The following is a 19,884-nucleotide window of genomic DNA, read 5'->3' as shown; positions in this document are numbered from 1 at the left end:
AGCCTTCCGTACAACGATTTGAGGTCATCTATGCCTGTCGATACTGCCGTTTTGCACCGTTTTAGCCTGCGCGCCCCTCTGGTGGCGACCCTGGCCGGGGCCGTCCTCTGCCTGTCCGGCTGCTCCATGTTCGGCGGCGCCAAGGATCCCGTGGTCCCGGTCAGCGCCTCGCCCGACGCCGGCGCCCAGACCGTGCAGGCCAGCAAGCTGCAAAAGGTCCTGTGGATCTTCTCGCCGTATCGCCCGGACATTCAGCAAGGTAACTTCATCTCCCAGGAAATGCTGACCCAACTCAAGGTCGGCCAGACCCGCGAGCAGGTCAAGTTTCTGCTGGGCACACCGCTGCTGACCGACATCTTCCACGCCGACCGCTGGGACTTCCCGTTCTATCTGGCGCGCGGCAATGGCGAGCTGACCAGCAGCCGGGTCACGGTCTACTTCAAGGACAACAAGGTCGAGAAATTCGACGGCGGCAACCTGCCGACCGAGAAGGAATACATCGCGCGCATCGCCGGTCCGTCCAAGGTGGCCGCCAAGGAAGCGCCGAGGAAAGAAGAAGCCGGTTCGGCCTCGATCAAGATCAACAAATAAGTTTTCCAACTGCAGCGCCAGCGCGCGGGTAACACGATGAACCAGATGAAAATTGCAGTAGCGGGCGCCGACGGGCGCATGGGACGGATGCTGGTCGACGCGCTCGACGCGGCGCCGGACGCGGTACTGGCCGGCGCCCTCGGCCTGGCCGGCTCGCCCGCCATCGGCCAACGGGTCGGCCAAGCTCCCGGCGTGGCGATCGAGGCGGACCTGGCTGCCGGCCTGGCTGGCGCCGATTACCTGATCGATTTCACCCGCCCCGAAGGCACGCTCAAGCATCTGGCGTATTGCGCCGAGCACGGCATCAAGCTGATCATCGGCACCACCGGTTTCGACGATGCCGGCAAGGCCGCGATTGCCGCCGCCGCTGAAAAAACCGCGATCATGTTCGCGCCCAACATGAGCGTGGGCGTGAACGTCACCCTCAAGCTGCTCGAACTGGCTGCCAAAAGCATGTCCGAGGGCTACGACATCGAAATCATCGAAGCGCACCACCGCCACAAGGTCGATGCGCCGTCCGGCACCGCCCTCAAGATGGGCGAAGTCATTGCCGACGCGCTCGGGCGCGACCTGAACGAATGCGCCGTCTACGGGCGCGAAGGCGTCACCGGCGAACGCGATCCGTCGACCATCGGCTTTGCCACCATCCGCGGCGGCGACATCATCGGCGACCATACGGTGCTGTTTGCCGGTACCGGCGAGCGCATCGAAATCAGCCACAAGTCCAGCAGCCGCGCCAGCTACGCCAGCGGCGCGCTGCGTGCCTGCCGCTTCCTGGCCGACAAGGCCACCGGTTTGTACGACATGCAGGACGTGCTGGCACTCAAGGACTAGTGTCCGCCATGCCACCGGACAATCACTTCAGCGTCGCGCGCTACTGGGAACAGGGCGACGCAATCAGCCACGCGGTGGCCTGGGTGCTGATGCTGATGTCGCTGGTGAGCTGGTTTTTCATCCTGTCCAAGGCCTTCAGTAGCTGGCGCGTGCGGCGCGCAGCGCCAGCGCTGGATGCCTTCTGGGGCGCCCCCAGCCTGCGCGACGGCATCGCCCTGCTGGCCCTGGCCGACCGCGAGCGCATCTACGTCCCTTTGCCGCAACAGGGCCTGGCCCACGCCGGCGGCGCCGCCACCCTGGCCGGCGAAATGCGCCGCGACGAACAGATCATCCGCGTGCTGCGCCAGGAAATCACGCGTTCCACCCATCGCATCGAAAGCGGACTGACCGTACTGGCCTCGATCGGCGCCACCGCCCCTTTTGTCGGCCTGCTGGGCACGGTGTGGGGAATTTATCATGCGCTCTCGAACGTCTCCACGGCCGGCATCGTGCAGATCGACAAGATCGCCGGGCCGGTCGGCGAAGCCTTGATCATGACCGGCTTCGGGCTGGTGGTGGCGATTCCCGCCGTACTGGCGTATAACGGATTGAACCGCCTGAACCGGCTGACGTTGGCCGAGCTCGACGGCTTTGCCCACGATCTGCATGCCTACTTCGGCAAATAGGGGGAAACGGCATGGCATTCGGCAGCTTCAATCCAGCGCGTCCGCAATCGATGATGAGCGACATTAACGTGACCCCGATGGTCGACGTGATGCTGGTGCTGCTCGTCATTTTCATCATCACCGCGCCGATGTTCACGCACGCGGTCAAACTCGACCTGCCGCGCGCACAGGCTGGTGCCGTACAGCAGCAGCCGCACACGGTCACCATCGCCATCGACGCGCAAGGCGTGCTGTACTGGGACGACCAGCAGGTCGATGCGGCCGGACTCGACGCGTGCCTCGCTGCCGCCGCGCGCCAGGCGCCGCAGCCCGAATTGCAGCTGCGCGCAGACAAAAATACCCGTTACGAAGCCGTGGCCCAGGTCATGGGGGCGGCCCAGTCCCATGGACTGGCCAGGCTGGGCTTCGTGACCGACCCATACAAAAAAAAGTAACATGAGGAGAAATAACATGGCCAGTGCCGAACTCAATGGTGCCTCGATCCTCGGCTGGGATACCTTTCATTCCGAAAGCCGCGCGGCGTTCGGGTTTCCCGAGTATTACGCCAACACGATGGATGCCTGGGTCGATTGCCTGAGCTACCTGCGCGACGAAGACGGCATGACCAAGTTCCGCCTGAAACCGAACGAGGTGCTGGAGATTGTCGTCAAGGATGCGGCAGCGATGCGCGAGCGCGTGCCCGACCTGCTCGACGAGATGACCTTCTGTATCGCCGGCATCAACGAGCGCTACGAGGATTACGGCGAAAAGCCGGCGCTGGCGCTGGTACTGCGCTGAGCCGGCGCAGTAAGCTTGAGCATGACAGGCGCCGGCTCAGCGCAGACGTTTCTGGCGGCGCTTAACGCACCTTCTTGAGGTCGAACCGGGGGTTGTAGATCAGCCCCAGTGTGTTGCCGAACGGATCCTTCAGCTCGACCACCTTGATTCCCTCGCCCACATCCTGGATGGCCGAGTGGATGCTCGCGCCCAGCCTGGTGATGCGTTCGACTTCGGCTTCGATATCGTCCACGCCCCAGTAGGCCACGCAACCGGGCATGCCGGGTTCGCCCGGATGCAGGCCCAGTTCGAAGCCGCCGATCTCGAAGCCGACATAGAACGGCTGGTCGAAGTAGGGGGCGGTGCGGAACACCTCGGTAAACCATTGTTTGGCCGCGTCCAGGTCCCGGACCGGGTAGCAGACAGTGCGCATTCCGTTGATCATGTTCGTCTCCTTGAGGGCAAAGCAGCATCCTGCCATGGCGCGCGCCGCTTGTATTGTAAAAATGTAAGGCGGTCAGGACAGGCCCGCTTCAGCTGACACGGTCGATGCGCCTGCCGAATCATTGAATGTAGAAAATCATGTTGGATAACTCTCCAGAGAGCAGGAGCCTCATCAATGCCTGTTGGCTGATCGAGGAAATGCAGAATGAACTACGCCATGTTCTGGCTTTTTCAGGTGATCAGCGAAGCCGATGGCATGCGCAGAACGCGCTTCGCCTGGCTCAATTGCTTCAGTTCGCTGAGCAAGCCCGGCTTTCTGGAGACACCTATGAGCGCATTCGGAAAAACGTTTGCATGCTGCACAAGCCGCTGACAGGCGCCGTGGAAATTTCCGCCGATGATATCGGTAGAATATCCGCCTTGCTCCGTGAGATCGACAATGAAGGGTTCTGCTGCTGGACGATCTAAGGTTGCCAGCGACGACACGCGACGTGCGCACCGTGCCGGGACGATGGTCACGGTCAGGCGCGCGCGGCAAACGACTCCGGCGTGCTGCCCGATAATTGGCGGAATTCGTGGATCAGGTGCGGCTGGTCGTAGTAGCCCAGCTCGAGCGCGAGGCTGGACCAGTCGAGCTGCTTTAGGTCGCTGGCGGCGCGGATGCGTGCGCTGGCCTGGCGAAAGCGGCACACGCGCGCGAACTGCTTGGCGCCCAGGCCAACCCTGGCGCGGAACTGGCTGGACAGGTGCTGGCGCGACACGCCCAGCTGCGCGGCCAGGGTCTCGATGCGCAGGGAACCGTGCGAGCGCTCGATGGCGCTCACGGCCGCATCTGCCAGGCCCGGCCTGAGGTCGGCGGCCGTGCCGCGCAGGCGTTGCAGCAGCAGGCGTTCGACGGTGGCGACGGCCTCGCTGTCCGATAAGGCGCGCGACCATAGTGCATCGGTGAACTGGCGCGCTGCGGCGCCGTCCCACAGCTCGTCCAGGGAAGGATGCCGGTCGGCCAGTTCATGCAGCGGCATGGCGAAAAAGTGCGCGGCGGCGCCCGCCTTGAAGCGCGCCGCGATGGTGCGCACGGGCTGGTGCACGGGCACGTGGATGACTGTGCTCATCATGCCCGATACCCGGCTCAGCGCGGCCACATCCTGCCACAGGATATCCATGCAGTTGTCCGGCAGCACCCGGTGCGTGACGGCGGAGGCGCCGGGCAGTACCTGGCAGGTCCACAGGCAAGCCAGATAGGGCGCCAGCGCGGGGTGGGGCGGGTGTTCCTGGTAGAGGACCATCGTGGTACCGGGCGGGTGGCAAAAAGCCCATTTTACCCTCTGCACACCGTTCTTAAAGCTGGCGTTATGGAAAGTAAATTCTGCCAAGCATCGCGCCGTTCATGGCGATGAGGAGCCCGAATAGCCAGCGGTGTATGGTCAATTCATGTTTTACCGAACGCAGCTCTGCAGCCACCATCTCGATCTTCGCGTTCAGCTCTGTCCGCACACTGTCGATTTTTGCGTTCAGATCGTTTCGGACAGCATCGATTTTGGCATCGAGCACTCCGATTTTTGCGCTAAATTCGGCTCTGAACGTCTGTAACTCGGCGCTGAGTTCAGTCTTTGCCCGATTAATTTGCGCGGTCAAACGTTGGTCCGACTGGCGAATATCGCATTGCCAGTCGTTCTTCATTTGCAGGCGGTCGGATATCGACACTCCTTCGCTCGCCACTTCGTTCAGTGCCTTGGCATGCACGTCCGCCTGTTGCCTGGGAACCCCAGTCGACTCCAGTTGCTGCGCGTACGCTATCGGATCGAATTCGATTGTCATGACGTAGTCTCCGGTACGTGATATTCGGTTCAGCAGAACACCCAAGTATTTCGCCTGGAGTGCGGTGACAGGCGTCGAATGTGCTTGCCATGTTCTTTTGACAGCAAGCCCGCCCCATAGTTCAGCGAATTTTGACGACCAGCCCCCGGCCGTGCCCGGATACGGGATGTGCCAGTATAATGATCGGTTCATATTACTTTTGGCCGCGCCCGCTTGGCCGCACACATCATGCAAGATAAATATAGTCCCGCCGACGTAGAACAAGCCGCCCAAGCCCACTGGAAGGCCATCGACGCCTACAAGGCCGTCGAGAACGACCCGCGTTTTCCGAAAGGCAAGTACTACGCCTGTTCCATGCTGCCTTACCCGTCCGGCAAGCTGCACATGGGCCACGTGCGCAACTATACGATCAATGATGTGATGTACCGCTACCTGCGCATGAGCGGCTACAACGTGCTCATGCCGATGGGCTGGGACGCCTTCGGCATGCCGGCCGAGAACGCGGCCATGCAAAACAACGTGCCGCCGGCGCAATGGACTTATTCCAACATCGCCCACATGCGCGAGCAGATGGAGTCGATGGGCCTGGCGATCGACTGGTCGCGCGAAATGACCGCCTGTAAACCCGAGTACTACAAGTGGAACCAGTGGATGTTCCTCAAGATGCTCGAAAAAGGCATCATCTACAAAAAGACCGGCACCGTGAACTGGGACCCGGTCGACCAGACCGTGCTGGCCAACGAGCAGGTGGTCGACGGCAAGGGCTGGCGTTCCGGCGCGCCGATCGAAAAGCGCGAAATCCCGATGTACTACGCGCGCATCACCGACTACGCCGACGAACTGCTCGATTACGTCGACAACAAGCTGCCGGGCTGGCCGGAAAGAGTGCGCGTGATGCAGGCCAACTGGATCGGCAAGTCGGTCGGCGTGCGCTTCGCCTTCCCGCACACCATCGCCAACGCTTCCGGTGAACTGATCGACGACGGCAAGATGTACGTCTTCACCACCCGCGCCGACACCATCATGGGCGTGACCTTCTGCGCCGTGGCGCCGGAACACGCGCTGGCGCAGCACGCCGCGCAGAGCAACCCGGAACTGGCCGCCTTCATCGCCGAGTGCAAACTCGGTAGCGTGATCGAAGCCGACATGGCGACCATGGAGAAGAAGGGCATGCCAACGGGCCTGTTCGTCACCCATCCGGTCACCAATGAGCAGGTCGAAGTCTGGGTCGGCAACTACGTCCTGATCACCTACGGCGACGGCGCCGTCATGGGCGTGCCCGCGCACGACGAGCGCGATTTCGCGTTCGCCAAAAAATACAATCTGCCGATCAAGCAGGTGGTCGCGGTCGAAGGCAAGGAATACTCGCTCGACGCCTGGCAGGAATGGTACGGCGACAAAGAGAGCGGCGTTTCCATCAACTCCGGCAAATACGACGGCCTCGATTACACCTCGGCGGTCAACGCCGTTGCCGGCGACCTGGCCACGGCCGGCCTGGGCGACAAGAAGATCACCTTCCGCCTGCGCGACTGGGGCATTTCGCGCCAGCGCTACTGGGGCACCCCGATCCCGATGATCCACTGCGCCGATTGCGGCGTGGTACCAGTGCCCGAAAAAGACCTGCCGGTGGTGCTGCCGGAAGACTGCGTCCCGGACGGCAGCGGCAACCCGCTCAACAAACATGAAGCGTTCCTCAAGTGCGACTGCCCGCAGTGTGGCAAACCGGCGCGCCGCGAGACCGACACCATGGACACCTTCGTCGACTCGTCGTGGTACTACATGCGCTATACCTCGCCGGGCAGCACCGACGCCATGGTCGACGCGCGCAACGATTACTGGATGCCGATGGACCAGTACATCGGCGGCATCGAACACGCCGTCATGCACCTGCTGTACGCGCGCTTCTGGACCAAGATCATGCGCGACCTGGGCCTGGTCAAGTTCGACGAGCCGTTCGTCAACCTGCTCACCCAGGGCATGGTGCTCAACGAGGTGTACTACCGCGAGCCGGAGCCGCTCAAGAAAATCTACTTCAATCCGACCGACGTCGACCTGACGCTGGACGACAAGGGCCGCCCGCAAACCGCCACCCTCAAGAGCGACGGCCTGCCGGTGATCATTGGCGGCACCGAAAAGATGTCGAAGTCGAAGCTGAACGGCATCGACCCCGAAGCCCAGATCGGCCAGTACGGCGCCGACACCGCGCGCCTGTTCACCATGTTCGCCTCGCCGCCGGAGCAGACGCTCGAATGGTCCGACAGCGGCGTCGAAGGCGCCAGCCGCTTCCTGCGCCGCGTGTGGGCGTATGCGGTCGCACAGTCGCCGCGCATCGCTCAAGCCCTGGCCGCGACCGATAAAGTCGACGGCGGCGAAGCGCACAAGACCTTGCGCCGCGAACTGCACAAGATTTTGCAGCAGGCCGACTACGACCTGAAACGCATCCAGTACAACACCGTGGTATCGGCCTGCATGAAGATGCTCAACACGATGGAATCGGCCAAGCTGGAAGACGGCGCGGCCACCGACGCCGTGATCGCCGAAGGCCTGTCGATCTTCCTGCGCGTGCTCAACCCGGTCGCGCCGCACATCACCCACGTGCTGTGGGAAGAACTGGGCTACGCCAAGGTCCATGGCGACATCCTCAACGCGCAGTGGCCGCAGGTCGACCCGGCCGCGCTGGAACAGGCCGAGATCGAGATGATGATCCAGGTGAACGGCAAGCTGCGCGGCTCGATCAAGGTTGCCAAGGATGCCGACAAGGCCTCCATCGAAGCGATGGCGCTGGCCTGCGAAGCGGTGCAGAAGTACATCGAGACGCCGCCGAAGAAGGTGATCGTGGTGCCCGGTAAATTGATCAGCATCGTGGTGTAAGCGATGACCATTCTCCGCTCCGCCACTGTGGCGCGCGCCGCCGTTGCCTTGATTCTGCTCGCGTCCCTGTCCGCGTGCGGTTTCCAGCTGCGCGGTTCGAACGGCCAGTTCAAGATGCCGTTCAATAGCATCTACCTGTCGTTCCCCGAAACCTCGGCCCTCGGTACCGAGTTGCGGCGCAACCTGCGCGGCGGCGACAACGTGCAGGTGGTGGCCGACGCGGCCAAGGCCGAGACCCTGTTCGACGTGCTGTCGGAGACGCGCGGCAAGCAGATCCTCTCGCTCAACGCCCAGGGCCGCGTGCGCGAATACCTGCTGACTTACACGCTGGTATTCCGCCTGCGCGACAACAAGGGCGCGGAACTGCTACCGGCTACCGAAATCTCGCTCAAGCGCTCGATTACGTTCGACGAGAGCCAGGTACTGGGCAAGGAATCGGAAGAAGTGCTGCTGTACCGCGACATGCAGACCGACCTGGTGCAGCAGATCCTGCGCCGCCTGGTGGCGGTCAAGCCGACATGAGCATGCGATGCAGCTAAGGATTGACGCGCTCGAAGGGCACCTGGCCAAGACCATCGCGCCGCTGTACGTGATCGCCAGCGACGAGCATCTGCTGGCGCTGGAGGCGGCCGATAAAATCCGCCGCGCCGCGCGCGCCAACGGTTACTCCGAACGCGACGTGCTGACGGTGGAGCGCACCTTCAAATGGGGCGAACTGCTGGCCGCCAACCAGGCCTTGTCGCTGTTTGGCGACAAGAAGCTGATCGAATTGCGCATCCCGACCGGCAAACCGGGCAAGGATGGCGGGGCGGCGCTGCAAAGCTACGCCAAGGATCTCAGTCCCGACAACCTCACCCTGATCACCCTGCCCAAGCTCGATTGGCAGACCGCCAAGGCGGCCTGGGTGGGCGCGCTGCAGCAGGCCGCCGTGTACATCGAAATTCCCTCAATCGAACGCCCCCAGCTACCCGGCTGGATCGGCACGCGCCTGGCAGCGCACGGCCTCTCCGCCGACCGCCAGTCGCTCGACTTCATCGCCGACCGGGTCGAAGGCAACCTGCTGGCGGCGCATCAGGAGATTCAGAAGTTGGCCCTGCTGCATGATCCGGGCAAGCTGACCTTCGAGCAGGTGCACGATGCGGTGCTCAACGTGGCGCGCTACGATGTGTTCAAGCTGTCCGAGGCCATGCTGGCGGGCGACCCGGCGCGCCTGGTGCGCATGCTCGAAGGCCTGAAAGGCGAAGGCGAGGCGTTGCCGCTGGTTTTATGGGCGGTCGCCGAAGAAATCCGTACGCTGTTAAAATTGAAATCCGGGATGGCGCAGGGACGGCCGCTCGGCGTGCTGCTCAAGGAACACCGCATCTGGGGTCCGCGTGAACGCATGATGGAGCCTGCGCTGCGCCGCATCTCGTTGCCAACCCTGGAAGGCGCGATGCGCGACGCCGCGCAGGTCGACAAAATGATCAAGGGCCTGCGCGCCAAGGGCTTTGCCGGCGACGCCTGGGATGCGATGTTGCAGCTGGCCTTGAAAGTAACGCGCGGTTAGATCGCAGCGGCACTAGCACGGTGCCGGCGCGATGGATGCGCTTCACCTACGTAGACGAGATAATGAACATCACCGAATACATGCAACAGGTCGGCCAGCGCGCCCGCGCCGCTTCGCGCGCCATGGCCAGGGCCGACAGCGCCACGCGCAACCGCGCCTTGCTGCTGATCGCCGACGCCATCGTGCGCGACAGCGCGCTGCTGCGCGAGGCCAACCAGCTCGACCTCGACGCCGCCGCCGCTGCGGGGCTGGCACCGGCCATGCTGGACCGCCTGCAGCTGTCGGACAAGGCCATCGACACCATGGTCGAAGGCTTGCGCCAGATCGTCTCGCTGGCCGACCCGATCGGCGAAATCTCCAACATGAAATTCCGCCCGAGCGGTATCCAGGTGGGCCAGATGCGCGTGCCGCTGGGCGTGATCGGCATCATCTATGAAGCGCGTCCGAACGTCACGGTCGACGCGGCCGGCCTGTGCATCAAGAGCGGCAACGCCACCATTTTGCGCGGCGGCTCGGAAGCGATCAACTGCAACCGCGCGCTGGCGAAAATCGTGGCCGAAGGGCTGGCCGGCGCCGGCTTGCCGGCCGACGGCGTGCAGATCGTCGACACCACCGACCGCGCCGCCGTCGGCGCGCTGATCACCATGCCCGAGTACGTGGATGTGATCGTGCCGCGTGGCGGCAAGGGCCTGATCGCGCGCCTGATGGCCGAAGCCACGGTTCCGATGATCAAGCACCTGGACGGCATCTGCCACGTCTACATCGACGCCAAGGCCGACCTGGAAAAAGCGCTGGCGATTGCCTTTAACGCCAAGTGCCACCGCTACGGCACCTGCAACACCATGGAAACCCTGCTGATCGCGCGCGCCATCGCCCCGGCCGTGCTGCCACGCCTGGCCGCCCTGTACGCGAGCAAGGAAGTCGAACTGCGCGCCGATCCCGAATCGTTCGCGCTGCTGGCGGGCTACCCGCACCTGGTGGCGGCGGTGGAAGAAGACTGGTCCACCGAATACCTGGCGCCGGTCCTGTCGGTCAAGCTGGTGGACGGATTGGACGCGGCGATCGATCATATTAATACCTATTCGTCGAAGCACACCGAAGCCATCGTCACCGAAGACTACAGCGACGCCCTGCGCTTTTTGCGCGAAGTCGATTCGGCCTCGGTGATGGTCAACGCCTCGACCCGCTTTGCGGACGGTTTCGAGTATGGCCTGGGCGCCGAAATCGGCATCTCCAACGACAAGCTGCACGCGCGCGGTCCGGTCGGGCTGGAAGGACTGACCTCGCTCAAGTACGTGGTCTTCGGCCACGGCGAAGTGCGTACTTAACTTATTATTTTGGACTGCCATGCTCTGGATTAAAGCGTTTCACATTATCTTCATCGCCTCCTGGTTCGCCGGGCTGTTTTACCTGCCGCGCATCTTCGTCAATCTGGCGCAGGAGACCAACGATGTCGCCACCGCGCGCTTGCTGCTGATGGCGCGCAAGCTGCTGCGCTTTACCACCATGCTGGCCGTGCCGGCCGTGCTGCTGGGCGTGTGGCTGTGGCTGGGGTATGGCTTCCGGGGCGGCTGGATGCACGCCAAGCTCACGCTGGTGCTGCTGGTGATCGGCTACCACCACGCGTGCGGCTCGCTGCTCAAGAAATTCGAAAATGGCGCGAATAAGCGCAGCCATGTCTGGTTCCGCTATTTCAACGAGGTGCCGGTGCTGCTGCTGGCCGCCATCGTGATCCTGGTCGTGGTCAAACCCTTCTGACGGGGGCTTCATGAGTAAAACGGTTCAGTATTTTTTCGCGCCGCAGTCGCCTTGGGCGTACCTGGGGCATGAGCGCTTCGTCGCCATGGCAAATGCGCGCGGGGCGCTGATCGACATCAAGCCTTTTGACCTGGGCAAGGTGTTCAGCGTGTCGGGCGGGTTGCCGCTGGCCAAGCGCGCCCCCCAGCGCCAGGCCTACCGCCTGCAGGAGCTGGCGCGCTGGTCGGCCCATCTGGGCTTGCCGCTGATTGCGCACCCGACGTTCTTCCCGGTGCCGCCGGAAGCGGCGGCGCGCCTGATCATCGCCGCGCGCACCAGCCTGGGCGCCGAGGCGGCGCTGGGGCTGACCGGCGCGATCATGCGCGCGCTGTGGGCCGAGGACCGGAATATCTCGGACGAGGACACCCTGGCGCAGATCGCCAGCGCCTGCGGGCTCGATGGAAAAATGCTGGTCAAGTCGTCGGCCACGGCCGGCGTGCAGGAGCAGTACGAGCGCAACACCGATGAAGCCATGGCCGCCAATGTGTTCGGGGTGCCGTGGTATGTAGTCGATGGGGAAGGGTTCTGGGGACAGGACCGGCTCGATTTTGTGGAGCGGGCGCTGAGCTGAAACGCCCGTTCCGGCCACTAACCTCGTCGTTCCCGCGCAGGCGGGAATCCATAGCACCTTCGCTTATCGTAGGTGCCATGGGTTCCCGCCGAGGGCCACCTTGGCGCGGGAACGACGGAGGACTAAACGATTTTTCACAACGGACAAAGGGTTCACCACATGCCATCATTTTTCTGCCCATGCCCACGCGGCATGGAAGCGGCGCTTGCCGAAGAACTGGGCGAAATCGCCCTGACCAGCACCACCATGAAGGTGCACAACCAGGTTCCCGGCGGCGTGCACTGCTCCGGCGACCAGACTGACTCGTACCGCATCAACCTGCACTCGCGCATCGCCTCGCGCGTGCTGATGCGCATGGCGCACGCCAGCTACGCCAACGAGAACGACATCTACGACCTGGTCCTGGCCCAGCAATGGGAAGACTGGTTCAGCGTCGACCACACCATCCGGGTCGACGTCACCGCCGTCAAGTCGCCTTTGCGCAGCCTGGAATTCACCACGCTCAAGATCAAGGACGCCATCTGCGACCGCTTCCGCGACCAGTTCGACAAGCGCCCGTCGGTCAACACGCGCGAGCCGGACATGCGCATCGTGGGCTTCCTCGACAACCGCAACTTCACGGTCTACCTGGACACCTCCGGCGAAGCCCTGTTCAAGCGCGGCTGGCGCGAAGAAACGGGCGACGCGCCGCTGCGCGAAAACCTCGCCGCCGGCATGCTGCGCGTCTCGGGCTGGAAGCCGGGCACGGTGCTGTTCGACCCGATGTGCGGCTCGGGCACCATCCTGATCGAAGCGGCCCAGATGGTGCAGGGCATTCCGCCCGGCGCGCGCCGCAGTTTCGCCTTCGAGAAGTTCCACAACTTCGTGGCCGCCCCGTGGCAGGACATGAAGAACGCGATCAAGCCGCTGCCGCTGCCAAGCGAACCGACCATCTTCGGCAGCGACATTTCGGGCGACATGGTGGCCATGACGCGCCACAACCTGAAAATCGCCGGCATCCTGTTCGACGTGCCGCTCAAGCAGATCGAAGCGCAAGAGGTCAAGGCGCCGACCGAGCAGCCGGGCATCCTCTTGACCAACCCGCCGTACGGCGAGCGCATCGGCGTGCGCGGCGACAGCACCATCCCGGCGGACGACATGTCGGTCGCGTTTTATTCAGCGCTGGGCACCACGCTCAAGCAGCGCTTCGCCGGCTGGACCGTGTTCCTGTTCACCGCCGACCTGACCTTGCCGAAACTGCTGCGCCTGAAAGAAGCGCGCAAGACGCCCTTCTTCAACGGCGCCCTCGAATGCCGCCTGTTCAGGTTCGACATGGTGGCCGGCTACAACCGGCGCGAAGAAGCCAAGCCAAAACCGGAGTAAGCATGTTCCCCAGCCCGCCGCCCGACCTGCCGCCGGACCCCGTTACACCGGTCCCCCTGCCGCCCGTGACGCGGCGCGCGGTGCCCGGGATGGTGGGCCTGGCGACCCTGCTGGCCGGGCTGTCGATGCTGGGACCGTTCTCGATCGACGCCTACCTGCCGGCCTTCCCCAACATCCAGGCGTCGCTGAACGCCACCCCGATCGAAGTCCAGCAAACCCTGACCGCCTACATGCTCGCCTTTGCCGGCATGGTACTGTGGCATGGCGCGCTGGCCGACGCCTTCGGACGGCGCAACGTGGTGCTGTGCGCGCTGGTGGTGTTCGCCATCGGCACCTTTGGCTGCGCCGCCTCGCACTCGGTGCATTACCTGTGGATCTTCCGGATCATGCAGGGGGTCTCGGCCGGGGCCGGGGTGGTGGTGGGACGGGCCATCATCCGCGACCTGTACGACGATGCGCCGGCGGCGCGCCTGCTTTCGCTGGTGACGATGATCTTCACGATCGCGCCGGCCATTGCGCCCATCCTGGGCGGCTGGATCGTCAAGTATGCCGACTGGCGCACCATCTTCCTGGTGCTGCTGGCCTACAGCGTGATCCTGTTCGTGTACTGCTACCGGCGCCTGCCCGAAACGCTGCCGCCTGAAAAGCGCCAGCCCTTCAACCCGCGTTACCTGTGGCAGAACTACAGCGCCATTTTCAGCTCGCCCCTGTTCCACATGAAGGCCGGCATCGTCGCCTGCAACTTCGCCGGCCTGTTTTTGTACATCGCCGCCGCGCCGGTGGCGCTGCCGCTGCACCTGGGCCTCGGACCCGACCAATTCGGCTGGCTGTTCATTCCCTCGGTGTCCGGCATTTTCCTGGGCGCGCTCACGGCCAACCGCATCGCCGGCAAAATGAGCTTCGCGCGCCAGATCGGCATCGGCTTCGGCTTCCTGCTCACGGCGGCCAGCGCCAATCTGTTGTATCACAGCGTCTTTACGCCGGCGCTGCCGTGGAGCGTGGCGCCGATGTTTTTCTATACCTTCGGCATGTCGCTGATCGCCCCCGGCGCCACCCTGCTCGCGCTCGACCTGTTCCCGCACATCCGCGGCACCGTTGCCTCGTGCCAGTCGTTCGCCGTCACCCTGCTGGGCGCACTGGTGGCGGGCGTGATCGCGCCGTTCCTGTCGCATTCGATGCTGTGGCTGGCCATGGGCCAGGTTGGCTTCGCCCTGTGCGCGCTGGGCCTGTGGGTGGCCTCGCGCCTGTACCACCGCAGGCGTCCGGCGGCCCTGCGAACGTGATGCGCAGCCCCACTTGACAAGAAAAAGTTTTGCTTTGAGTAACGTTCCTAGGGTCAACATTCGTGCATATATGCTAAGATAGCCGTTTTTTAAACCTGACACGCTGCCCAAACCCCGCGCGCGCCAGGCGTATCCTGATTATTCGTCGTGGTCGCCCGTGTTGCGCGCCACCTCCAACCATCGACTATTTGGCGGCAGTTTTCGACACCATGCAGCATTCGGACAACGATCTTCGCAAGCGGCCCAGGCGCGCCCTGGCAGCACCGATTCCCGCAGCGGCCGGGCCAGTGCGCGTTGCGGATGCGGACGATGGATTCCGTTTAAGGTTCCAATGAACGACAATCCCGCCAGCGCGCTGTTGCAGACCGATGACGCCTCTTCCAGCCAGGCCGATGCGCATGCCCTGCCGCGCATCCTGCTGATCGACGACGAGCCGCGCCTGCTGTCGGCCCTGCACGAACTGCTGCGCGACCGCGGCTTCGACCTGGTCACCGCCAAAAGCGGCGCCGAGGCGCTGGCGCAGCTGGCGGCCGGGCGCTTCGACCTGGTCCTGCTCGACCTGCGCCTGCCCGACATGAGCGGCCATGAGATCATGGACTTCATCAACGCGCGCGCGATCGACGCCGACGTGATCGTGATGAGCGGCGATGTCGGCATCGAGGCCGCCATCGGCGCCTTGAAGCGCGGCGCCTACGATTACCTGCGCAAGCCCTACAGCCGCGAAGAGATGCTCAAGACGGTCGGCAACGCGCTGCAGCAGCGCAGCCTGGCCCTGGACAACGAGCGCATCGCCTCGCAGCTGGAAAACTCCGAAAAGCTGTACCGCTACCTGGTCGACAGTTCGCCCGACATCATCTACACCCTCAATCACGAGGGCCGCTTCACCTTCGTCAACGACCGCGCCTTCCAGTTGCTCGGCTTCGCGCGCGAAGACCTGATCGGCCAGCACTACACGATGCTGGTGCACGACGAAGACCTGGAGCGCGCGCGCTACGCCTTCAACGAGCGCCGCGTCGACGAACGGGCCTCGCGCAATGTCGAACTGCGCCTCAAATGCCATGCGCGCGCCGGCCAGGACCGCCAGTTCACCACCACCCTGATGACCATCTCGCTCAATTCGATGGGCATGCATGTGCCGGACAACGACGTCAAGAAGCTCGAGTTCTACGGCACCTACGGCGTGGCGCGCGATATCACCGACCGCAAGCGCGCCGAAGAAGTCATTTCCTACCAGGCCTACCACGACATCCTGACCGACCTGCCGAACCGCATGCTGTTCAAGGACCGCCTCGGGCTGGCCATCATCCAGGCCAAGCGCAAGCTGACCGAGCTGGCGGTGATGTTCATCGACCTCGATCGCTTCAAGCTGGTCAACGACACGCTCGGCCACGTCAAGGGCGACGAACTGCTGCAGCAGGTCGCGCTGCGCCTGAAGCAATGCCTGCGCGATGGCGACACCCTGGCGCGCCAGGGCGGCGACGAATTCACCATCGTGCTGCCGGAACTGGCCGGGCGCGCCGAAGCGAAAGCCATCGCCGAGAAATTCCTGGCCTGCCTGCACCTGCCGTTCGACCTCGATGGGCACCAGGTGCATATTTCGGCCAGCATCGGCATTGCGATTTATCCGGGCGACGGCGAGTCGATCGACGAGCTGCTGCGCCACGCTGACATCGCCATGTACCAGGTCAAGGCGCTGGGCAAGAACGGCCAGAGTTTTTATCACAACTCGATGCTCGACGTGTCGCACCAGAAGATCGCGCTCGAACAGAGCCTGCGCAAGGCGCTCGAGCAGAACGAGCTGGAAATGTACTACCAGCCGCAGATCGACGTGATCACCGGGCGCATCATCGGCGCCGAAGGGCTGATGCGCTGGAACCATCCGCAGCGCGGCCTGTTGACCGCCAACGAGTTCCTGCCGTTCGCCGAAGACAATGGCCTGATGCTGCCGATTTCGGACTGGATGCTGGGCGCGCTGTGCCGCGACATGCTGGTCTGGAACGAGCACGGCGGCGAAGCGATTCGCCTGTCCCTGAACCTGTCGCCGCAATACCTCGACCGCGGCGACTTTTTCGAGAAGATGCGCGGCGCGCTGCTGCGCTACGGGATTTCGCCGGCGCAGATCGAAGTCGAAATCACCGAGAATATCTGCATCCGCAATCCGCAGTACGCGATCGAGCAGTTGAACAAGCTGTGCCAACTGGGCGTGTCGGTGGCGATCGACGATTTTGGCACCGGTTATTCGTCGCTGTCCTACCTGCACCGCTTCCCGATCCACACGATCAAGATCGACCAGTCGTTTGTGAAGGAAATCCACGACGAGCAAGGGCATTACCCGGTCATCCTGGCGATCATTTCGATCGCGCGCGGCCTGGGCCTGCACCTGATCGCCGAAGGGGTGGAAACCGAGGTGCAGGCGCGCTACCTCAAGTCGAACGGCTGCCTGACCATGCAGGGCTACCTGTTCCACCATCCGGTCTCGCTGGGCCGCTTCCTCGACGTGCTGCAGGAACAGGAAGTGCAGCTGGCGGCCTGCCACGCCGGCGTGCCGCAGGCCAAGCGCGCCTGACGCCCTTGCGTACAGTGCACGCCTATCGCGTGCACCGCGCCATGGGAATGGTGTACCATACTGTATATACATACAGTTAAAGACCAGGCCATGGAACTGACCGACAAGCTCGAAATCCTCGCCGACGCGGCCAAATACGACGCTTCCTGCGCCAGCAGCGGCGCGCCCAAGCGCTCGTCCGAGGGCAAGGACGGCATCGGCGCCACCAACGGCATGGGCATTTGCCACAGCTACACGCCGGACGGGCGCTGCGTGTCCCTGCTCAAGATCCTGCTGACCAACTTTTGCGTGTACGACTGCCAGTATTGCGTCAACCGCCGCACTTCCAACGTGCCGCGCGCCCGTTTTTCGGTCGATGAAGTGGTCAAGCTGACCGTCGACTTTTACCTGCGCAACTATATCGACGGCCTGTTCCTCAGTTCCGGCATCATCCAGTCGGCCGACTACACCATGGAGCAATTGGTCGCCATCGCGCGGCAGTTGCGCGAAGTCCACAATTTTCGTGGCTATATCCACCTCAAGACCATTCCCGACGCCGACCCCGCCCTGATCGCCGCCGCCGGCAAGTACGCCGACCGGCTCAGCGTCAACATCGAGCTGCCGACCGAGGGCAGCATCACGCGCCTGGCGCCCGAAAAGAGCGTGCACACCATCAAGCTGGCCATGGGTTCGATCCGCCGCAAGCTCGACGAAAAAGCCCAGGAACCACGCGCGCCCAGGTTCGCGCCGGCCGGGCAAAGCACGCAAATGATCGTCGGCGCCGACGCCAGCGACGACCAGACCATCCTTAACACCGCCGAAACCCTGTACGGCAGCTACAAGCTCAAGCGGGTCTACTATTCGGCCTTCAGCCCGATTCCGCAAAGCCCGGACTCGGTGCCGGCAGCGCCGCCGCCCATGCAGCGCGAGCACCGCCTGTACCAGGCCGACTTTCTCATGCGCAGCTACGGCTTTAACGCGGCCGAACTGCTGCCGGCAGCCGGCAACCTGGCGCTCGACATCGACCCCAAGCTGGCGTGGGCGCTGGCGCACCGCGAGCATTTCCCGATGGACTTGAACATGGCCGAAGAATCGATGATCGCGCGCGTGCCCGGCATCGGCCTGCGCAACGCCAAACGGCTGGTGGAACTGCGCCGCCTGCGCCGCATCCGCTACGCCGACCTCACGCGCCTGCGCTGCAGCATGAAAAAGATCGCCCCGTTCATCGTCACGGCCGACTACCGCCCGGCCTCGGACACCACCGCGTCCGAGGTCCTGCGCCGCTCCATGGCCGAGCACTCACCACGGCAGCTGGATTTATGGGCGGAACTGCAGGCGGCGTAAGCGCGGCCGCCTCGGCTGCGGCCGGGCGTCCGGTATTGGTCCACTCCTTCGAGCAGTGGCGCCACGCCGCGCGCGACTTGCTGGCGCACAAGGTGCCGCCCCATGCGGTGCAATGGATTTCGCACAAGGATGACGGCGATCTTTTTTCGCAGGGTGAGGAACCGCAGCCTTCTGGCGCGGTCCAAGCTGAGAGCAAGTCCACCATGCGCATACCGCGCCAGCTGATGGACATGCTGCAAAGCGCGGCTTGCTGCCGCGTGCCGAACCGCTGGGCGTTCCTGTACCTGGTGCTGTGGCGCTGGCAGCAGGGCGAAAAAGACGTGCTCTCGGCGGCCGACGAAGATGGCGCCCGCCTGCACGCCATGGTCAAGGCGGTACGCCGCGAGGAGCATGACATGCATGCCTACATCCGTTTCCGCGAGCGCCGCGAAGACGCCGGTCCGCCCCGTTTCGTGGCCTGGTTCGAGCCCGCCCACGACGTACTGCCGCAGGTGGCGCGCCACTTTACCAGCCGCATGGGCAAGGTCAGCTGGATGATCGCCACGCCCGAGGCCAGCGTGCTGTGGGACGGCGCCACCCTGCACAGCACCGGCCCGCTGATGCGCGGCCCCGAAGACATCGACGACGCCGGCGAAGCCCTGTGGCTCACCTACTACCGCAGCATCTTCAATCCGGCCCGCCTCAATGCCGACCTGATGCACGGACACATCCCCACGCGTTTCTGGAAGAACCTGCCCGAAGGCGCGCTGGTGCCCGAGATGGTGTCGCAGGCGGCGGCCGGCGCGCGCAGGGTGGGGCAGACCCACAGCGTGGGGCAGCGCGGCGGCACCGTCATTCCCATCAGTGCCGACAAGGCCCAGCCGCAGCGCGACGCGCCCAGCACGCTCGACCAGTGCCGCCGCTGCGAACTGTGGCAGCACGCGACCCAGGCCGTGGGCGGGGTCGGCCCGCTCGAAGCGCGCATCATGCTGGTGGGCGAGCAGCCGGGCGACCAGGAAGACCTGGCCGGGCTGCCGTTTGTGGGCCCGGCCGGGCAACTGCTCGACCGCGCCATGGCCAAGGCCGAGCTCGACCGGCGCACGATCTACCTCACCAACGCCGTCAAACATTTCAAGTGGGAGCCACGCGGCAAGCGGCGCATGCACAAGACCCCGGCCCAGCGCGAGGTCGACGCCTGCGCCTACTGGCTCGGCAGCGAGCTGGAACAGGTCCAGCCCGAGGTCGTCGTCGCCCTCGGCAGCACCGCGCTCAAGGCGGTCACGGGCAATCCGCACGCCACGCTCAAGGAGGTGCTGGGCAAACCCTTCATGCACGAGGGGCGCTGGGTGGTGGTGGTCTACCACCCCTCGTATATCTTGCGGGTGCCGGGCGAGGACATGAAGGCGCAAGCCTTCGGCGTGCTGGTCGACGGCTTTCGCCAGGCGCGCGAACTGGCGGCGCCGGCGGCGCTTGCCTGA

Annotated in this window: 20 protein-coding genes; 17 read left to right on the top strand and 3 right to left on the bottom strand. The window is 64.1% G+C overall.

Features of this window, described 5'->3' with window-relative positions; translation table 11 throughout:
- Positions 1-30 precede the first annotated feature (30 nt).
- The 5 genes from F1609_RS17130 to F1609_RS17110 are packed head-to-tail and all read left to right on the top strand — an operon-like array spanning position 31 to position 2,867.
- On the top strand, positions 31-591 hold the full coding sequence (locus F1609_RS17130) for an outer membrane protein assembly factor BamE (protein ID WP_167077617.1): 561 nt from the start codon (positions 31-33) through the stop codon (positions 589-591).
- Positions 592-627: 36 nt separating this feature from the next.
- Complete coding sequence (dapB, locus tag F1609_RS17125; RefSeq protein WP_167077616.1) at positions 628-1,425, top strand: 4-hydroxy-tetrahydrodipicolinate reductase; 798 nt, start codon at positions 628-630, stop codon at positions 1,423-1,425.
- A gap of 8 nt (positions 1,426-1,433) precedes the next feature.
- A complete protein-coding gene (locus F1609_RS17120) occupies positions 1,434-2,090 on the top strand; it encodes a MotA/TolQ/ExbB proton channel family protein (protein ID WP_167077615.1) in 657 nt (218 codons plus the stop codon).
- An 11-nt stretch (positions 2,091-2,101) separates the two neighbouring features.
- Complete coding sequence (locus F1609_RS17115; RefSeq protein WP_167077614.1) at positions 2,102-2,524, top strand: ExbD/TolR family protein; 423 nt, start codon at positions 2,102-2,104, stop codon at positions 2,522-2,524.
- A 16-nt stretch (positions 2,525-2,540) separates the two neighbouring features.
- The gene (locus tag F1609_RS17110; RefSeq protein ID WP_167077613.1) at positions 2,541-2,867 is read left to right on the top strand and encodes a barstar family protein; all 327 of its coding nucleotides are present in this window, start codon (positions 2,541-2,543) and stop codon (positions 2,865-2,867) included.
- A 61-nt stretch (positions 2,868-2,928) separates the two neighbouring features.
- On the opposite strand, the gene F1609_RS17105 is transcribed toward F1609_RS17110, so the two are convergent.
- The gene (locus tag F1609_RS17105) at positions 2,929-3,291 is read right to left on the bottom strand and encodes a VOC family protein (protein ID WP_167077612.1); all 363 of its coding nucleotides are present in this window, start codon (positions 3,289-3,291) and stop codon (positions 2,929-2,931) included.
- A gap of 137 nt (positions 3,292-3,428) precedes the next feature.
- Between F1609_RS17105 and F1609_RS17100 the strand changes: the two genes are divergently transcribed.
- Complete coding sequence (locus F1609_RS17100; protein WP_167077611.1) at positions 3,429-3,758, top strand: hypothetical protein; 330 nt, start codon at positions 3,429-3,431, stop codon at positions 3,756-3,758.
- Positions 3,759-3,811: 53 nt separating this feature from the next.
- On the opposite strand, the gene F1609_RS17095 is transcribed toward F1609_RS17100, so the two are convergent.
- A complete protein-coding gene (locus F1609_RS17095; RefSeq protein ID WP_167077610.1) occupies positions 3,812-4,576 on the bottom strand; it encodes a DUF6597 domain-containing transcriptional factor in 765 nt (254 codons plus the stop codon).
- A gap of 64 nt (positions 4,577-4,640) precedes the next feature.
- Positions 4,641-5,108 (bottom strand): CCDC90 family protein, encoded by a 468-nt coding sequence (locus tag F1609_RS17090; protein ID WP_167077609.1) that lies wholly within the window; start codon positions 5,106-5,108, stop codon positions 4,641-4,643.
- 228 nt (positions 5,109-5,336) lie between these two features.
- Here F1609_RS17090 and leuS point away from each other — a divergent pair, with 228 nt between their 5' ends.
- From leuS to F1609_RS17035, 11 genes are all read left to right on the top strand, one after another.
- Positions 5,337-7,979, top strand: a complete 2,643-nt coding sequence (gene leuS, locus F1609_RS17085; RefSeq protein WP_167077608.1) for a leucine--tRNA ligase — start codon at positions 5,337-5,339, stop codon at positions 7,977-7,979.
- Between the two features lie 3 nt (positions 7,980-7,982).
- The gene (locus F1609_RS17080; protein ID WP_167077607.1) at positions 7,983-8,501 is read left to right on the top strand and encodes an LPS-assembly lipoprotein LptE; all 519 of its coding nucleotides are present in this window, start codon (positions 7,983-7,985) and stop codon (positions 8,499-8,501) included.
- Positions 8,502-8,508: 7 nt separating this feature from the next.
- Complete coding sequence (gene holA / locus F1609_RS17075) at positions 8,509-9,525, top strand: DNA polymerase III subunit delta (RefSeq protein ID WP_167077606.1); 1,017 nt, start codon at positions 8,509-8,511, stop codon at positions 9,523-9,525.
- 62 nt (positions 9,526-9,587) lie between these two features.
- Complete coding sequence (locus tag F1609_RS17070; RefSeq protein WP_167077605.1) at positions 9,588-10,853, top strand: glutamate-5-semialdehyde dehydrogenase; 1,266 nt, start codon at positions 9,588-9,590, stop codon at positions 10,851-10,853.
- Positions 10,854-10,872: 19 nt separating this feature from the next.
- A complete protein-coding gene (locus F1609_RS17065) occupies positions 10,873-11,283 on the top strand; it encodes a CopD family protein (RefSeq protein ID WP_167077604.1) in 411 nt (136 codons plus the stop codon).
- Positions 11,284-11,293: 10 nt separating this feature from the next.
- A complete protein-coding gene (locus F1609_RS17060; protein WP_167077603.1) occupies positions 11,294-11,893 on the top strand; it encodes a 2-hydroxychromene-2-carboxylate isomerase in 600 nt (199 codons plus the stop codon).
- A gap of 159 nt (positions 11,894-12,052) precedes the next feature.
- Complete coding sequence (locus tag F1609_RS17055; protein WP_441294932.1) at positions 12,053-13,255, top strand: THUMP domain-containing class I SAM-dependent RNA methyltransferase; 1,203 nt, start codon at positions 12,053-12,055, stop codon at positions 13,253-13,255.
- A 2-nt stretch (positions 13,256-13,257) separates the two neighbouring features.
- On the top strand, positions 13,258-14,538 hold the full coding sequence (locus F1609_RS17050; protein WP_167077602.1) for a multidrug effflux MFS transporter: 1,281 nt from the start codon (positions 13,258-13,260) through the stop codon (positions 14,536-14,538).
- 331 nt (positions 14,539-14,869) lie between these two features.
- On the top strand, positions 14,870-17,104 hold the full coding sequence (locus tag F1609_RS17045) for a putative bifunctional diguanylate cyclase/phosphodiesterase (RefSeq protein WP_167077601.1): 2,235 nt from the start codon (positions 14,870-14,872) through the stop codon (positions 17,102-17,104).
- 90 nt (positions 17,105-17,194) lie between these two features.
- Positions 17,195-18,427 (top strand): putative DNA modification/repair radical SAM protein, encoded by a 1,233-nt coding sequence (locus F1609_RS17040; protein WP_167077600.1) that lies wholly within the window; start codon positions 17,195-17,197, stop codon positions 18,425-18,427.
- Positions 18,403-19,884: a UdgX family uracil-DNA binding protein gene (locus F1609_RS17035; protein WP_167077599.1), complete on the top strand. Its 1,482-nt coding sequence runs from the start codon at positions 18,403-18,405 to the stop codon at positions 19,882-19,884. The genes F1609_RS17040 and F1609_RS17035 overlap by 25 nt, the downstream gene beginning before the upstream one ends.

This window comes from Massilia aquatica (assembly GCF_011682045.1).
GTDB lineage: Bacteria > Pseudomonadota > Gammaproteobacteria > Burkholderiales > Burkholderiaceae_D > Telluria_A > Telluria_A aquatica.
The sequence above is the reverse complement of the archived record's forward strand: the minus strand, read 5'-3'. Positions and strand labels throughout refer to the sequence as shown.

Excerpts from the sequence above, each read along its gene's own strand:
- F1609_RS17105 (WP_167077612.1), bottom strand. The coding sequence starts at position 3,291 with ATGATCAACGGAATGCGCACTGTCTGCTACCCGGTCCGGGACCTGGAC.
- leuS (WP_167077608.1), top strand. The coding sequence starts at position 5,337 with ATGCAAGATAAATATAGTCCCGCCGACGTAGAACAAGCCGCCCAAGCC.
- F1609_RS17100 (WP_167077611.1), top strand. The coding sequence starts at position 3,429 with ATGTTGGATAACTCTCCAGAGAGCAGGAGCCTCATCAATGCCTGTTGG.
- F1609_RS17090 (WP_167077609.1), bottom strand. The coding sequence starts at position 5,108 with ATGACAATCGAATTCGATCCGATAGCGTACGCGCAGCAACTGGAGTCG.
- F1609_RS17035 (WP_167077599.1), top strand. The coding sequence starts at position 18,403 with ATGGGCGGAACTGCAGGCGGCGTAAGCGCGGCCGCCTCGGCTGCGGCC.
- F1609_RS17055 (WP_441294932.1), top strand. The coding sequence starts at position 12,053 with ATGCCATCATTTTTCTGCCCATGCCCACGCGGCATGGAAGCGGCGCTT.
- F1609_RS17065 (WP_167077604.1), top strand. The coding sequence starts at position 10,873 with ATGCTCTGGATTAAAGCGTTTCACATTATCTTCATCGCCTCCTGGTTC.
- F1609_RS17050 (WP_167077602.1), top strand. The coding sequence starts at position 13,258 with ATGTTCCCCAGCCCGCCGCCCGACCTGCCGCCGGACCCCGTTACACCG.
- F1609_RS17095 (WP_167077610.1), bottom strand. The coding sequence starts at position 4,576 with ATGGTCCTCTACCAGGAACACCCGCCCCACCCCGCGCTGGCGCCCTAT.
- F1609_RS17070 (WP_167077605.1), top strand. The coding sequence starts at position 9,588 with ATGAACATCACCGAATACATGCAACAGGTCGGCCAGCGCGCCCGCGCC.
- F1609_RS17110 (WP_167077613.1), top strand. The coding sequence starts at position 2,541 with ATGGCCAGTGCCGAACTCAATGGTGCCTCGATCCTCGGCTGGGATACC.
- F1609_RS17060 (WP_167077603.1), top strand. The coding sequence starts at position 11,294 with ATGAGTAAAACGGTTCAGTATTTTTTCGCGCCGCAGTCGCCTTGGGCG.
- F1609_RS17115 (WP_167077614.1), top strand. The coding sequence starts at position 2,102 with ATGGCATTCGGCAGCTTCAATCCAGCGCGTCCGCAATCGATGATGAGC.
- F1609_RS17130 (WP_167077617.1), top strand. The coding sequence starts at position 31 with ATGCCTGTCGATACTGCCGTTTTGCACCGTTTTAGCCTGCGCGCCCCT.
- F1609_RS17045 (WP_167077601.1), top strand. The coding sequence starts at position 14,870 with ATGAACGACAATCCCGCCAGCGCGCTGTTGCAGACCGATGACGCCTCT.
- F1609_RS17040 (WP_167077600.1), top strand. The coding sequence starts at position 17,195 with ATGGAACTGACCGACAAGCTCGAAATCCTCGCCGACGCGGCCAAATAC.
- F1609_RS17120 (WP_167077615.1), top strand. The coding sequence starts at position 1,434 with ATGCCACCGGACAATCACTTCAGCGTCGCGCGCTACTGGGAACAGGGC.
- holA (WP_167077606.1), top strand. The coding sequence starts at position 8,509 with ATGCAGCTAAGGATTGACGCGCTCGAAGGGCACCTGGCCAAGACCATC.
- dapB (WP_167077616.1), top strand. The coding sequence starts at position 628 with ATGAACCAGATGAAAATTGCAGTAGCGGGCGCCGACGGGCGCATGGGA.
- F1609_RS17080 (WP_167077607.1), top strand. The coding sequence starts at position 7,983 with ATGACCATTCTCCGCTCCGCCACTGTGGCGCGCGCCGCCGTTGCCTTG.